This window comes from Sorangium sp. So ce185, assembly GCF_051526825.1.
Lineage (GTDB): Bacteria > Myxococcota_A > Polyangia > Polyangiales > Polyangiaceae > Sorangium > Sorangium cellulosum_D.
The window spans coordinates 12,260,542-12,274,867 of record NZ_CP150316.1 but is presented as its reverse complement, the minus strand read 5'-3'; the positions used below and the strand labels follow the sequence as shown (position 1 = coordinate 12,274,867).

Genomic DNA, 14,326 nt, shown 5'->3' with positions numbered 1-14,326 from the left:
GCCGCCGGGCGGCGCCTCAGGGGGCCGGCGCGGGCGCGGGCGCCGCGAGCAGCTTGCGGACCATGCCGAGGAGCTTGTCGGCCGTGAACGGCTTCTTGAGGACGGCCTGCGCCCGGTCGCCGAGCTTCTGGAGCAGCTCGTGGCGCTGCTCCACCGCGCTCATGATGACGATCGGCATGCCGTCGAGCCGCTGCTCCGCGGAGACGGCCTGCACCAGGTCGAAGCCGCTCATGATCGGCATCATCAGGTCGACGAGGGCGAGATCCGGACGCGACCCTCGCAGGTAATCGAGCGCCTGCTTGCCGTCGGGGCACGTCACGACCGAGTACCCCTCGTCCTCGAGCAGCCCCTCGATGCACGCGAGGAGGTCGACCTCGTCGTCCACCACCAGCACCGTCGTCATGGCGCCTCCTCTCTCTGGTGCGCTCCGGCGAGGAGCCGCGCCTGCCCCGAGAGGATCTGCTCCGCCGACGCGAACGAGCTCGCCACCTCGATGCCGCGCTCGGAGATGACGAACTCGCGGATCGACCTGTCGTAGAGGCTCTCTCGCATCTTCATGACCGAGATGAGCCGGTGGATCTGCGACCGGAGCTCGACGTAGCGGAGCAGGACGACGGTCTCGACCACGTTCCCGAGCTCGGGGTTCGGCATCCTGATGAGGGGCGTGAACAGGTCGAGCTCCTCGGTCACCACGGTCGTCACGTCGAGCATCCTGAGCTGGTTGGTGAACGCCGAGAGGAACCGCGGCATCCGGTCCGGGTAGACCGACGCCGCCCGGAAGCCCTCGATGCCGTCGATGAACAGCCGTCGCCGCGGCGTCGGGTCCTGGCGCAGGAGCTCGAGCAGCTGCTCCGCCAGCGAGTCCACCATGTGCTCCAGCGGCGGCTGCCAGATGAGCTGGATTGCCCCCTTCTCGATGTGGGTGTCGAGATCGATCCCCACCTTCCGTGCCTTCTCGCGGAGCCGCGGCGGAGGCTCGTAGAAGCCGAAGTAGATCCCGTGCTCGCCCCGCCTCGCCCCCTCGGCCAGGAACGAGAGACCGAGGAGCGTCTTGCCGGTGCCGGGCGCCCCGAGGAGGGCGGTCGTCGAGCCCGAGGGCAAGCCGCCCTCGAGCATCGCGTCGAAGCTCTCGATCCCGAAGCCCATCCGGCAGCGCTCCTCGGACGCGCTCGCCCGCGGGCTGTCGAACTGGATCTCGGTGCGCGGGTGGATGACCATCCCGGACGTGTCGATCTCGACCTCGTGCTTGCCGCGCAGGTAGTCGCTCCCGCGGAACTTGTGCACCGTGAGCTCCCGGACGGCCCGCGGCCCGATCAGCTTATCGGTGAGCTCGATGACGCCGTCCACGAGCGCGTTCTCGGCGTGCGACGGATCGCGCGTGCTCGAGAGGAGGAAGGTCGTGCAGTCGTTCAGGGCCGAGAGCCCCTGGATCTCGTGCACGAACTCGCGGAACGAAAGCGCGGTCGGCGCGCGCTGCTCGACGCTCTCGAGCCCGTCGATCACGAGCACGTCTGTGCCCCGGCGCTCGCGCAGGGTGCGGCGCAAGAGCTCCAGCAGCGCCGGCAGGCCCTGATCGCGGAGCGCCGGGTAGCCGCTGATGTAGTAGATGCGATCGGGGATCATCCCCGTATCGAAGAACTTCATGCCGCGCAGGTGGCGGATCATCTTGCTGTGCGACTCGACGAGGAGCGTCACGTAGACGCACCGCGCGCTCGGGCTCCTCCGGATGTGCTCGAAGCAGAGCTGGTTGCCGAAGATCGTCTTTCCGCTCCCGGGCGGCCCCATCAGGGCGTAGGTGCCGTTGCGGAGGAAGCCGCCCTTCAGGATGTAATCGAGCCGCGGAATGCCGGTCTCCAGCCGGGGTATCTCCGCGCTCGGGCTGTCGCTCTCCCTGTCCTCGGTCGAGGGGGGCTGTGTGTCTCTCGGGTGTTCACGTTCTCGCGTCATGACGGTTCTGTCGCAGTCTCTGACGTCTGTTGCGCGACCGGCAAGCGAACGACGAACGCCGCGCCCCCGCCGTCGGGGGGTTCGATGACGATGCTGCCGCCGTGCGCCTGCACGATCTCGCGCACAATGTAGAGACCGAGCCCGAGGCTCTGCGATTTGTAGGTGGAGGCGATCCGCTGAAAGGGCTCGAAGACCCGGTCGTGGTCCTCTGCGGCGACGCCCGGCCCGTGGTCGCGCACCGTGAGCTTGGCCGTCGTGCCCTCGCGCGCGAGCGAGACCTCGATCGGGCCGCCGCCGCCGTACTTCAGCGCGTTCGTGAGCAGGTTCTGCACGACCTGCTCGATGCGCGCGCCGTCCCAGAGCCCGAAAATGGGCTCGCTGGCCACGATCTGGACCGGCGTCCCGGCCGCCCGGGCGTGCTCGGCGATCGCCTCCGCGGCGTCACGCACGATCTGGAGCAGATCCTTCGGCTCGAAATCGAGCTCGAGCCGGCGGGCGCGGATCCGGGTCACGTCGAGGAGGTTCTGGACCAGGCTGGTCAGGCGATCGATCTGGCGCTCCGACATGTCGACGAGCCTGTCGAGCTCCGGGAACGACCCGTCCGGCGGGATGCGCAGCTTGATGCGATGAAGTGTGAGGAGCAGGGCGTTGAGGGGCGACCGGAGCTCGTGCGCCGCGATGGACAGGAACTCGTCACGGGCGGCGAGCGCGGCGCGCGTGTCCTCCGTCCAGCGCTGGAACGCGGTCACGTCGATGAAGGTGAGCGCGGCGAGCTTGTCGCCGTGGTCGACGGCGTCGCACCGGACGAGGAGCGCGAAGTCGCCCTCGGCGGTCTTCCAGTGGGTCAGCAGGGGGCCGAACGACTCGCCCCGGAGGGCGCGGGACCGCGGCCGCTCGTCGGGCCCGAGCGGCCTCCCCTCGGCGTCGGTGACCTGCGGGGTGTGCCCGTCCAGGTCCTCGTAGGCAAACGAGATCTCGCGCGCCGACGGGTTGGCGAAGATGACCCGGCCACCCCGTCCGACCGTCATCAATACGAGGCCTGCCTGAATCGCGTCTGCGGCGTTGGGTTCGGTGGATAGATGCGGTCTCACCAAGCTCGCGCTCCTCGCTGTCTGCGGGGTCTCGAGCAGGCTCATCGTGCAAACGGCGGACCGCCCCGATCCTCCGGCGGGAGCTCCGGCGCAAAGCGGCGCTCGCGCCGGCGCCGGAGGGCGGCTGTGGCGTAACGCCATTGCGCGGGGCAACTTGGCGCGTGCGGAGGTGGTGACGGACCACCATCGACGCTTCAATGGAAGTGCTGCTCTTGCTGGTCCAGCGCACCTCGGCGCGCGGCGTGGCCTACGGCTGCGGCCAGACGACGCCGCGCGCGCGCAGATCGGCGACGGTGTCCGCCAGCGTCTCGAGCGGGTCGCGGGGCGTCCAGCCGAGCTCTCGCCGGGCCTTCGTCGCGTCGAGGTACCAGAAGTGCTGGCCCATCTCGGCCGACACCGGGTCGACCGGCAGGTCGAACGGCAGCCGCTTCCGCGCCCGCTCGATGAGGTGCGCGCCCGCCTTGGCGAGCGCGATGCTCCGCGGCAGCCGCAGGGCCGGGGCCGGGACGCCCGAGACCCGCGAGAGGCGGTGGAAGAAGACGTCGAGGCTCATGTTGGCGGCGCCGAGCAGGTAGCGCTCGCCCGGGCGGCCCTTCTCCATCGCCAGCACCATCCCGTGCGCCGCGTCGCGGGCGTCGACGAAGGAGAGGCCGCCCGCGGGGATGAAGGGGAGCCGGCGCTCGAGGAAGCTCACGACGTCCCCCGTCGACGCGCCGTGGACGTCGCCCGGGCCGAGCAGGATGCTCGGGTTGACGGCGACGACCTCGAAGCCGGGCCCGTTGCGATCGAAGGCCGCGCGCTCGGCGTACAGCTTCGAGCGGTAGTAGGGCCAGCCGGCGATGATGTCCATCGGCGGCTCCGCCGTCTCGTCGCGGATGTCGTCCGGATCCCGGCTCACCGCCACGACGCCGCTCGTGCTCGCGATCACCGCGCGCTTCACCCCCGCGCCGCGGCAGGCGTCGAGGGTGATCTTGGTCCCCTCGACGTGCGTCCGGTAGAGCGCCTCGGCGTCCTCGCGGCGCCGCGAGACGCGCCCGGCGCAGTGGAAGAGGCCCTCGCAGCCCTCGGCGGCGGCGCGGACCGACGCCGCGTCGAGGACGTCCCCGCGGCGGAGCGCGACGCCTTGCTCGGCGAGCGCGGGCGCCTCCGCCCGGCAGAGCGCCACGACGTCGTGGCCCGCCCCGCGCAGCGCCGAGACGAGGTGCGAGCCCAGAAAACCGGTCGCGCCGGTGACGAGGTAGCGGCTCATGCGAGATCGAAAACCTTCTGGAAGGTCTGGAGGAGGGAGATGTCGTTCGATTTCACGAGGCCCGTCATGAACTCCATCGGGCTCGGCGTGTAGGCCTCTCGGACGATCTTGGTGAAGATCTCCGGCGTCGTCTTGAGGACGCAGTCCGCCTGCTGGCTCGGCTTGCCGATCCGCGCCTCGCAGCTGGCCGGATCGATCCGCAGCGTCCACTTCGCCTCCTCCTCCGCCCCGAGCGTGACGTAGTAGGTGATCGGCTGGGTGACCCGCCCGGCCACGTACTTCGACTCGAGCTCGCGGAACAGGACCGTGAGCGGGTGCTCCTTCGTGGTGGCGGCCTGATCGATGCTCTCGACCCGGCGCAGGTCGAGGGCGCCGCCCTCCTTGAGCTTTATCACGGCGAGCTGCGTGAGCTCCGCGACCTTGCGGCAGGCCAGCGCGTACTTCATCCCGGCGGTGAGCCGGCGGAGGTCGGCGATCTCGAGCGGCGGCCCGATGCGCGCGACCAGATCGCGGCGGATCGGCACGCTGCGCCCCTTGGGGAGCGCCTCGAAGGTCCCGCCCAGGTAGAGGGGCAGGATGTCGACGTTGTGCGTGAGCGCGAGGTGCCCGATCGCCGGCTTGAACTCCAGGATGCTGCCGTCGGGGCTGCGCGTGCCCTCGGGGAAGAGCAGCACGGTCCGCCCGCGGTCGAGGATCTCGCCGGTCTGGCGCAGCGCCGTGCGCAGGCCGCCCTTGCGGTCGAAGGGCGCCAGGTTCGTGAGGTTCTCGAAGTAGGCGCGCCGCCAGCGGTTGCCCTCGAAGAAGTAGTCCTGGGCGGCGAGCGAGACGATGCCGTCGCCGTAGCTGCCCAGCGCGAACTTCACGAGCCCCATGTCGAGGTGGCTCGCGTGGTTCGAGACGACGATCGTGTTGCGGTTGTGCGGGATGAACGCGCGCCCGTAGACCTTCGGGCGCATGACGTTCCCGTAGAAGCCGGACTGGACCTTGTTCATCCAGTGCTTCGCGAAGTCGGCCACCGGGCGGGGGATGTGGATCGGCTCCTCGCCCGGCTTGTGCGACGTCGGCTCGGCGGCCGCGGAGCCGGCGTCCTGCGCGAGCGCCCCCGCGCCCGCCTCGGCAGCCGAGGCGGCGAGCCGCTCGACGATCGCCTTCACCTCGGCGCGCTTCACCTGGCCGGACGCGGTGCGCGGCAGGTCGGCGTCGTGGAGGTGCAGCGCCATCGGGTGGCACGGCTTGGGCAGCGCCTGGATCGCCGTGCGGAGCGCGTCGAGCGCGCGCTCGTGCTGCGCCGCCCGCGCGAGCGCCTCGTCGCCGCCCTCGCCCTTCGCGCTCGGCGGCGCGGGGACGGCGAGGCAGGCGACCTGCTCGCCGCCGCGGCCGTTGTCGATCCCGACGATCGCGAGCTCCTTCACGTGCGCGACCTTGCCGAGCTGGCGCTCGACGTCGGCCGGGTACACGTTCTCGCCCTTCGCCGCGGTGATCACCTCGCTCTGCCGGCCGACGAGGACGAGCCGCCCCTGCTTGTCGAGCCTGCCGAGATCGCCCGTGTGGAGCCACCCGTCCGCGTCGAGCGCGGCCTCGGTCGCGCCGGCGCCCTCGGCGTAGCCCTTCATGACGTTGGGGCCGCGCGCGAGCACCTCGCCGACGCCGCTCGCGTCCGGGTTCGCGATCTTGATCTGCACGCCGGGGATCGGCTTGCCCACGTTCCCGGGGCTCACCGTCGGCGACGGCTTGGCGACGGTCAGGAGCGGCGCCGCCTCGGTCAGGCCGTAGCCCTCGGCGAGCGGCAGGCCGAGCCCCTTGAACACGGCGGCGGTGTCCTTGGGGAGCGCGGCGCCGCCGGAGATGAGGAAGCGGACGTTGCCGCCGAGCGCCTCGTGGACGCTCCCGAAGAAGAGCCGCCCCACGTTCAGCCCGAAGCGCTTGCCGAGCATGCGGTTCAGCTCCATCGCCCAGCTGAACGCGGCGGCCGCGGCGGGCCCCTGCTCCTTCACGCGGGCGACGATCTGCCGCTCCAGCATCTGCCAGAGCGCCGGCACGCCGACCATCGCCGTGACGCGGGCCCTCTTCAGCCCGTCGGTCACCCGGTCGGCCGAGACCTCGTCGAGGTAGATGATCCGCGCGCCCTGCGACAGCGGCAGGAGCAGGCCGCAGGTGACCTCGAAGGTCTGGTGGAGCGGCAGCACGCTGAGCACGCGATCGCTCGCCTTGAGCGGGAACAGCGGGGCGAGGGCGGCGAGCAGCGCGGTGAAGTTGCCGTGCGTGAGCAGCACGCCCTTCGGCTCCCCGGTCGTGCCGCTCGTGTAGACCACGCTCGCGACGTCCTCGCTGCCCACGCGCACGTCCGGGGGCGCGAGCCCCTCGCCGGACGCCGGGCCCAGGTCGGCCACGCGGCCCTCGGCGAAGCCGCAGAGGTCGAAGGCGTACAGGTTCGGCAGCGCCGCGCGCACCGCGGCGCCGATCTTCTCCTCGACGCCGCCGTCCCAGAGCACGACCTTCGCCGTCGACGAGCGGACGACGCCCGCGAACGCCTCCGCGTCGAGCGCGGGGTCGATCGGCACGGCGACGGCGCCCGCGCGGAGGATGCCGAAGTAGGCGATGGGCCACGACGGCTGGTTCTCGCCGGAGAGCGCCACGCGATCGCCGCGGCGGACGCCGAGGGCGGCGAGGCGCGCGGCCGTCTTGCAGGCGGCGTCGCGGAGCTCGCGGTAGCTCGTGCGCGAGAGCCCGTCCTGCTCGATCCGCTGGAGGGAGAGCGCGTGATCGAAGCGCTCGGCGACCTCGTCGAGCAGGTCGACGAGGCTGTCGTAGGGCCGGAGCGGCTTGATCTCCCGGCGGAGCATGTCCTCCATGAGCGGGAAGGCCCACTTCTCCAGGCCGGGGAGGTGGACGTTCCAGATGTAGTCGCGCCAGTCGATCGCCTCGGGCGCCCAGGTGAAGCGCGCCCGCTCCTCGGGCGGCATGCGGGCCATCGCGGCGCGCGTGTTGGCGCACGAGTAGACCCAGTCGGCCTCCGCGACGAACGGCATGAAGACCTCGAGGAGGGTGGCCGTCCTCTGCTCGGCCTTGGCGGCGCTCTCCAGCGCGGCGGCCGCCGGCTTGAGCAGGGCCGCGGCGGGGCCGACGCTCGCCGACTTGAGCAGGCCGCCGAGGCCGCGGAGCGCGCCCTCGATGGCGCGCGCGCCGTGCGCGCCGTACTGCTGCCGCGTCAGGCCGCGCGGCTCGAACCGGGACGACACGATGTCGAAGAGCGCGGTCTTCTTCCCCTCGAAGACCTGCCGTCGCTTGTAGAGCCCGGCGAGCTCCAGGTAGCGCGTCACGCGGCAGCCGTTCGTGTCGGTCGACCCGTACTGGTACACGGCGGGCGCGCGGCCCTCGATGAGCTCGCAGAGCGAGGCGATCATGCCGCTCGCGGTCATGTCGACCGGGATGAGGTCGAGCCGCACGTCGTGGTCGCCCGGGAACTGCACCTGCCCCTTCGACGCGAGGTAGAGGTAGGGCGCCGAGGTGTTGATCCCCTCGTTCCAGCCGCAGAACGGGAACTCGACGGCGGTCTCGACGACGGCGGGGCGCACGATGGTGAAGGGCAGCCCGGAGCTCGCGAGGACCTGCTCGCCGATGCTCTTCGTGTAGGTGTAGATGTTGGTCCACCCCCAGAAGAGCGCGCGCTCCTTGCCGGCCTCGACGAGCCGGTCCTTGATGAACTTGCGCTTCACCCTGGCGAGCTCGTTCTCGAGCGCGCTGCCGCGGCTCGGCTCGCCGCGGGCGGCCAGGTTGGCCTTGGCCTCGTCGAGGAAGGCGCTCTGCCGGAAGGCGTCCTCGCACCGCTGGCGCGCCTGCTTCACGAGGTCGAGGCACTCGCTGATCTCGCGCTGCGGGTCCCAGTGCGATCGATCGAGGGTGCGCTTCGGGCAGGCGGCGCCGAACCACGTCTCGCCCGCGGCGCGGGGGAAGGGGATCTCGGCCGGGTGGTTCTCCTCGATGAGCCCGGAGCGGTACCCCGCGACGAAGCAGGTGCTCGTGTGCATCACCTTGGCACCGAGGGCCCGCGCGAGCTCGACCAGGTTGCTGATGCCGAACGCGTTGACCTCGAGCGCCTCGTCGAGCGGGGGGTTGAAGTCGACGACCCCGGCGACGTTCACGACGGCGGCGACCTTGCCGGTGAGCTCCCCCACGCGGTCGCTGAGCCCGAGCATCGGCTGGCCGACGTTGCCGTTCATGGGGGTGATCTTCCGCCGCAGGTACTCCTCGAAGGCGGGCCCCGGGTGCTGCTCGCGGATCGGGTCGAACACGGGCGAGGTCGCGATCTGCGACCAGAAGCGCTCCTCGGGCGACTGGCTGTCCTTGGCGCGGACGAGCAGGTAGATGTGGTCGATCTCCGGGAACCTGGCGAGCAGCATGGCCAGCCAGACCTTGCCGAGGAACCCGGTGCCTCCGACCACCACGAGCCGCTTGCCCGAGAGCACCTGAGACGGCACCAGCGGCGGGGCCGCCGCGGTTTCCTCGCCCTTGGCCGCACCCGGCGACCCCGGCTCCACCCCGCGGGCGCCGGCCCCGTTCGTAACACCCATATGGCTCATCGAGACTCCAGGAAGGCCGCTCAATTCGCGCCTGGGCCGGAACGCGTCAAGGGTGAGGTGCCGCGAACGGAGGTTCGCGCCCTCCCGGCATGGGGTTTGCTCGCGGGTTTGCGCGCGGAATCGGGGTCCTCGCGGAGGATCGGACGGCGTGTTCCTGGGGTCGCGGTCGCGCGCGCGTCGCGGCGGCGTGGCAGATCCGTCGCGTTCGGAGGAATGGCTTGCCGGCGCGGGGGGCGCGACCCAAGCAGTGCGGCCGATGATCTTCGGGGCGCACGAGTCCGTGGCCGGCGGCCTCCACCGCGCGATCGCGCTGGCGGGTGAGGATCGCTGCGAGGTGCTGCAGATCTTCACCAAGGTCTCGGGCCAGTGGCGGGAGCCTGCGCTCGGCGCGGAGCAGATCGCCGCGTTCCGGGCCGCGCGCGCGGCGTGGGCGGGCGCGGGCGCGACGCTCGCCCACGCGAGCTACCTCATCAACCTGTGCGCCGACGACGCCTCGATCCTCGAGCGCTCGCGGGAGGCGCTGTTCCAGGAGCTCGCGCGCTGCGACGCGCTCGGGATCGACTTCGTCGTGTTCCACCCGGGCGCGCACCGCGGGCTCGGCGAGGAGGCCGGCCTCGATCGCATCGGCGAGAGCCTCGCGATCGTGCTCTCGCGGGGGCGAGGGCTCCGCGCGCAGCTGTGCATCGAGAACATGGCCGGGCAGGGGTCGACGCTCGGCGATCGCCTCGATCACATCGCCGCGATGATCGAGCGCGCCGGGCCCGAGGGGGCGCGGCTCGGGGTCTGCATCGACACGCAGCACGCGTTCGCGGCGGGGCACGATCTCCGGAGCGAGGCCGGCTACGCGCGGTTCTTCGGCGATTTCGACCGGCTCCTCGGCATGGATCGGCTGCGGTGCATGCACGTGAACGACTCGAAGGCGGCGCTCGGCCAGCGGGTCGATCGGCACGAGCGCATCGGCGACGGGGAGATGGGGCTCGCGCCGTTCTGGCGCCTCGCGAACGACGCGCGGCTCGCGCGCGTGCCGGCGGTGGTCGAGCTGCCGCCGCTCTCCAAGGAGCGGCGCGGCTACGCGGAGGAGATCGCGCGGCTGCGCGCCCTCCGGGGCGCGCCCGAGCCGGCGGCGGCGCCGCCCCCCGCCGATGCCCGACCGCCGACGAAGCGCAAGCCGCGCGCCCCTCGAGGCTGACGCCGTCACCTCGCCCGGTGCGGCACCCGGACGCCCTTCTCGTCCGCCACGCGGATCGCCGTCTCGTACCCTGCGTCCGCGTGCCGGATGATCCCCATCCCCGGGTCGATGGTGAGCACCCGCTCGAGCCGCCGCCGCGCGGCCTCGGTGCCGTCGGCGACGATCACCATCCCGGCGTGCAGCGAGTTGCCGATCCCGACGCCGCCGCCGTGGTGGAAGCTGACCCACGACGCGCCGCCGGCCGTGTTCGCGAGCGCGTTGAGGATCGCCCAGTCGGCGATCGCGTCCGAGCCGTCCTTCATCGCCTCGGTCTCGCGGAACGGGGACGCGACCGACCCGCAGTCGAGGTGGTCGCGCCCGATCACGAGCGGCGCCTTCACCCGGCCGGTGCGCACGAGCTCGTTGAAGGCGAGCCCCACCTTCGCGCGGTCGCCGTAGCCGAGCCAGCAGATGCGCGACGGGAGCCCCTGGAACGCGATCCTCTGCTCCGCGAGCTCGATCCACCTCCGGAGATCCGGGTCGCCCGGGACCGCCTCGAGCACCGCGCGGTCGGTGGCGAGGATGTCCTCGGGATCGCCCGAGAGCGCCACCCAGCGGAACGGGCCCTTGCCCTGGCAGAACAGCTCGCGCACGTACGCGGGCACGAAGCCGGGGATCGCGAACGCGCCCTGGCAGCCCGCCTCCATCGCGCAGGTGCGGATGTTGTTGCCGTAGTCGAAGACCTCGGCCCCGCGCCGTTGCATCTCGAGCATCGCCTCGACCTCGAGCCGCATCCCCGCCTTCGCGCGCGCGACGTACGCCACGGGGTCGCGGGCGCGCAGCTCCGCCGCCTGCTCCAGCGTGAGCCCCGGCGGGACGTAGCCGACGAGCGGATCGTGCGCCGCGGTCTGCTCCGTGACGAGGTCCGGCGTGACGCCGCGGCGGACGAGCTCCGGGTAGACGTCGGCGGCGTTGCCGCAGAGGGCGATCGAGCGCGGCGCCCCGCGCCGGACGCCGTCGATGACGGCGTCGAGGGCGCGGTCGAGGTCGTCGATGCGCTCGTCGACGTAGCGGGTGCGGAGCCGCTTCTCGATGCGCGCCGGGTCGATCTCGACGCCGAGGCAGGCCATGCCGGCCATGGTCGCGGCGAGCGGCTGCGCGCCGCCCATGCCGCCGAGCCCCGCGGTGAGCACCCACCGGCCGCCGCCCGGCGCGCGCGCGGCGTGCGCCTTGCGCGCGGCGACGAACGTCTCGTACGTGCCCTGCACGATGCCCTGCGAGCCGATGTAGATCCAGGAGCCCGCGGTCATCTGTCCGTACATGGTCAGGCCCAGCGCCTCGAGGCGCCGGAACTCGTCCCACGTCGCCCACCGGCCCACGAGGTTCGAGTTCGCGAGGAGCACGCGGGGCGCGTCCGGGTGCGTGCGGAAGCGGCCCACCGCCTTGCCCGACTGCACGAGGAGCGTCTCGTCGTCCTCGAGCTCCCGGAGCTCGCGGACGATCACGTCGAACGCCTCCCACGATCGCGCGGCCTTCCCGGTGCCGCCGTAGACCACGAGGTCGTCGGGGCGCTCCGCGACCTCCGGATCCAGGTTGTTGTGGATCATCCGGAGCGCCGCCTCCTGGATCCACCCCTTGCAGCTCCGCTCGCTCCCGCGCGGCGCGCGCACCACCCGGGCCCCCTGCTCTCCGGTCGCCATGCTGTCGTGTACCCCAGCGGGCGGAGGCCGACCAGGCGGCGCGGCGCGCTCCGTGGCGCGCTCCGTCGCGCGCGCCGCGCCACGGAGCGCGCCGCGCCGGCGCGTGACGTAAGGCTGCTCGGCGCGCCCGGCGCAGCTCCCGGACAGCCGGCTTCGTCCGAACCAGAGTATGCTCGCCCGCGGCGCAGCAGCGCCCGACCCCGGGAGAATCCATGATCTCGACGATCCGTTCGGCCCTCGCGCGTTGCCCGGTCCGGGCCCTACCGCTCGCAGCCCTGGCGGTCTCCCTCGCGACCACGGGGTGCGACAAGGTCGGGTGCTTCGAGTGGACCAAGTACGAGGGGGCGTGCCCCTCCCAGGAAGAGGCGCTCGAGTACTTCGGCGGCTCCTCCTGCGGCGGCGAGGTCAAGTCGGTCGACAGCGAGCCCGACTACGACGGCGACTACTGCTGCTACGACATCACCAAGCGCACCGACGACGCCCCCTGCGACCCCTTCTAGCGCCCGCTGGAGCTCGTCCAGCTGGAGCTCGTCCAGCTAGAGCTCGTCCAGCGCGTTCCTGTCGAGCTCCTGGAGCGCCGCGAGATCCCGCGCCGCGAGCTCCTCCACGCTGCCTTCGGCCTCGCGCGGGTAGGCCAGCACGACCTCGCCGTCGTGCACGTAGAGGTGCTGGTCGTCGATGCGCCCGTGCGCGCCCCCCGCCGCGTGGAGCGCTGCGATCGCCTCGCCGAGGCGCGCCCGCTGGCCCCTGGTCAGGGCGCGCCCCTCATCGGCGAGCGCGCGGCCCTGGGGCGGCGCCACCCACACCTCGCCGGCGGCGAGGTCGGCCCGCAGGACGCACGGCAGCGCCGCGTGGCCGGCGCGCGCGAACGCCCGGGCCCGGGCGAGGGTCGCGTCGTCGAGCTGCAGCACGAGCACGTCGCGATCGAGCCAGACGTCGCGCCAGCGCCCCTCCGTGTCGCGGCCGTCGCCGACCTCCAGCGTCGCCCCGAGCCGCGCCGCCGTCGAGGGCGGCGCCTCGCTCGACCTGGGCCGGGCGCTCGCGCGCGCGCGCCGCGGCCGCGGGCTCTCCGGCCAGAGGAGCGCCGTGATCGCGCGCCGCGCCTCGAACGCGTCGGCCGGCCGCGCGGCCGGGTCCTCGGCGAGCAGCGCTGCCACGACGGCGTCGTGGGCCGCCGTGAGCTCCGGGTGGATCGCGCTCGGCGCAGGATCGAGCTGCCCGCCCACGGCGGGGGCGGGCGGCTCTCCGGTGAGCAGCTCGGCGAGCACCGCGCCGACGCCGTACAGGTCGCTCGCCAGCGTCGCCGGCCGGCCCATGCGCTGCTCCGGCGACATGTACGCGAACGTCCCGATCGCGCCGGCCGTGGCGGTGGTCGAGAGATCGCCGAGGTGCGCCGCGCCGAAGTCCGCGAGGTGCGCCGTCCCGATCTCGTCGAAGAGCACGTTGCTCGGCTTCACGTCGCGGTGGAGGATGCCGAGCCGGTGCGCCTCGCCGAGCGCGGACAGGAGCGCGCACGCGACCTCGACGGCGCGCGCGGGCGCGACCGGCTCCCCGCGGAGCCGCTCGATCAGCGAGCCGCCGGCCATCCAGGCGAGCACCATCGCGGGCCCCTCCGGGTGATAGGCGCGGAGCGCGACGACGTTCGGGTGCCGGAGCTGGGCGAGCGCGCGCGCCTCGCGCTCGAACCGGAGGAGCGCGTCGCGGCCCGCGCCGAACGCCGCGCCCGCGAAGATCTTCACGGCGACGCGCTCCGCCGTGATCCGGTCGCGCGCCTCCACCACGCGCGCGTGGGGGGTGGCCGTGACCTCGCGCAGGGTCTCGTAGCGCCCGAAGAGGAGCGGCCCGCCTGGCGCCGGGCCCGGCGCGGCGGGCCCCGCCGCGGGGGCGGGCGACGAGAGCGCCTCCTCGCCGCGCGGGTCGAGCTGCGCGAGCTCGTCGCGCACGGTCCGCGCGGCGTCCTCGAGCCCGAGCGCGCTCAGGCAGCGGCAGAGCAGCGGCAGCGCGCGGGTGCGCTCCGCGGAGGAGGGCGGCAGGTGCTGCAGCGCCCGCACCGCGGCCTCGGTGCGGCCGTGGCGCGCGAGGAGCTCGCCGAGGGCGAGCCACGCCGCCGCGTCGCCCGGGCGGCGGCGGAGCGAGGCCTCGAGCACGCGCGCGCCGTCGGCGGGGCGGCCGGCGAGCTCGAAGCTCTCGGCGGCGCGGCGCGCGTCCTGGGCCGCGGTGAACGCCTCCGCGGCCGCGGCGTGGGCGCCGAGCGCCGCGAACAGCGCGCCGGCGTGGCGGGCGAACCCGCGCGCCGCGAGGTCGGCGGCGACGCGCAGCGCGGCGTCCCGGGGCGCGGCGGCGACGAGCGCGTCGAGCGCCTGGCGCGCCAGCGCGTCGTCGCCGCCGAGCGCGGCCATCAGCGCCGCGCGGGCCGGGTCCTCGGCGGCGAGCGCTTCCCTGGCCGCGCCGGCGAAGTCGCAGACCCGCTCGAGCAGCTCCGACGCGCCCGCGTGATCGCCGGCCGCCACGAGGAGCGCCGCGCCGCGCTCGCGCTGCCCGATCGCGGCGAGCTCGGCCGCGCGCCGTCGCAGGTCCTCGTACGTCACCCC

General features: G+C 73.3%; 9 protein-coding genes. 2 read left to right on the top strand and 7 right to left on the bottom strand.

Annotated features, from left to right (window positions below; genetic code table 11):
• Positions 1-16: 16 nt before the first annotated feature.
• From WMF26_RS45280 to WMF26_RS45260, 5 genes are all read right to left on the bottom strand, one after another.
• On the bottom strand, positions 17-403 hold the full coding sequence (locus WMF26_RS45280) for a response regulator (RefSeq protein WP_437334223.1): 387 nt from the start codon (positions 401-403) through the stop codon (positions 17-19).
• A complete protein-coding gene (locus tag WMF26_RS45275; RefSeq protein ID WP_437997775.1) occupies positions 400-1,947 on the bottom strand; it encodes an RAD55 family ATPase in 1,548 nt (515 codons plus the stop codon). The genes WMF26_RS45280 and WMF26_RS45275 overlap by 4 nt, the downstream gene beginning before the upstream one ends.
• Entirely contained in the window at positions 1,944-2,975 is a 1,032-nt protein-coding gene (locus WMF26_RS45270) for a sensor histidine kinase (RefSeq protein WP_437997774.1), read from the bottom strand. Before WMF26_RS45270 ends, WMF26_RS45275 begins: the two co-directional genes overlap by 4 nt.
• Before the next feature lie 310 nt (positions 2,976-3,285).
• On the bottom strand, positions 3,286-4,287 hold the full coding sequence (locus tag WMF26_RS45265) for an NAD-dependent epimerase/dehydratase family protein (RefSeq protein WP_437997773.1): 1,002 nt from the start codon (positions 4,285-4,287) through the stop codon (positions 3,286-3,288).
• Positions 4,284-8,858 (bottom strand): AMP-binding protein, encoded by a 4,575-nt coding sequence (locus WMF26_RS45260; RefSeq protein ID WP_437997772.1) that lies wholly within the window; start codon positions 8,856-8,858, stop codon positions 4,284-4,286. The genes WMF26_RS45265 and WMF26_RS45260 overlap by 4 nt, the downstream gene beginning before the upstream one ends.
• Positions 8,859-9,123: 265 nt before the next feature.
• On the opposite strand from WMF26_RS45260, the gene WMF26_RS45255 reads away from it, so the two are divergent.
• The gene (locus tag WMF26_RS45255) at positions 9,124-10,056 is read left to right on the top strand and encodes a deoxyribonuclease IV (protein ID WP_437997771.1); all 933 of its coding nucleotides are present in this window, start codon (positions 9,124-9,126) and stop codon (positions 10,054-10,056) included.
• A 5-nt stretch (positions 10,057-10,061) separates the two neighbouring features.
• Here the strand turns inward: WMF26_RS45255 and hutU are convergent, their stop codons facing one another.
• Positions 10,062-11,735: a urocanate hydratase gene (hutU, locus tag WMF26_RS45250; RefSeq protein WP_437997770.1), complete on the bottom strand. Its 1,674-nt coding sequence runs from the start codon at positions 11,733-11,735 to the stop codon at positions 10,062-10,064.
• A 212-nt stretch (positions 11,736-11,947) separates the two neighbouring features.
• On the opposite strand from hutU, the gene WMF26_RS45245 reads away from it, so the two are divergent.
• Positions 11,948-12,235 carry a hypothetical protein gene (locus WMF26_RS45245; protein ID WP_437997769.1) on the top strand — a complete coding sequence of 96 codons (288 nt, stop codon included), beginning with the start codon at positions 11,948-11,950 and terminating at the stop codon, positions 12,233-12,235.
• Between the two features lie 36 nt (positions 12,236-12,271).
• On the opposite strand, the gene WMF26_RS45240 is transcribed toward WMF26_RS45245, so the two are convergent.
• Positions 12,272-14,323, bottom strand: a complete 2,052-nt coding sequence (locus WMF26_RS45240) for a protein kinase domain-containing protein (protein ID WP_437997768.1) — start codon at positions 14,321-14,323, stop codon at positions 12,272-12,274.
• Positions 14,324-14,326: the final 3 nt, after the last annotated feature.

Coding starts and splice junctions, on each gene's coding strand:
- WMF26_RS45255 (WP_437997771.1), top strand. CDS start 9,124: ATGATCTTCGGGGCGCACGAGTCCGTGGCCGGCGGCCTCCACCGCGCG.
- WMF26_RS45245 (WP_437997769.1), top strand. CDS start 11,948: ATGATCTCGACGATCCGTTCGGCCCTCGCGCGTTGCCCGGTCCGGGCC.
- WMF26_RS45260 (WP_437997772.1), bottom strand. CDS start 8,858: ATGGGTGTTACGAACGGGGCCGGCGCCCGCGGGGTGGAGCCGGGGTCG.
- WMF26_RS45270 (WP_437997774.1), bottom strand. CDS start 2,975: ATGACGGTCGGACGGGGTGGCCGGGTCATCTTCGCCAACCCGTCGGCG.
- WMF26_RS45275 (WP_437997775.1), bottom strand. CDS start 1,947: ATGACGCGAGAACGTGAACACCCGAGAGACACACAGCCCCCCTCGACC.
- hutU (WP_437997770.1), bottom strand. CDS start 11,735: ATGGCGACCGGAGAGCAGGGGGCCCGGGTGGTGCGCGCGCCGCGCGGG.
- WMF26_RS45265 (WP_437997773.1), bottom strand. CDS start 4,287: ATGAGCCGCTACCTCGTCACCGGCGCGACCGGTTTTCTGGGCTCGCAC.
- WMF26_RS45280 (WP_437334223.1), bottom strand. CDS start 403: ATGACGACGGTGCTGGTGGTGGACGACGAGGTCGACCTCCTCGCGTGC.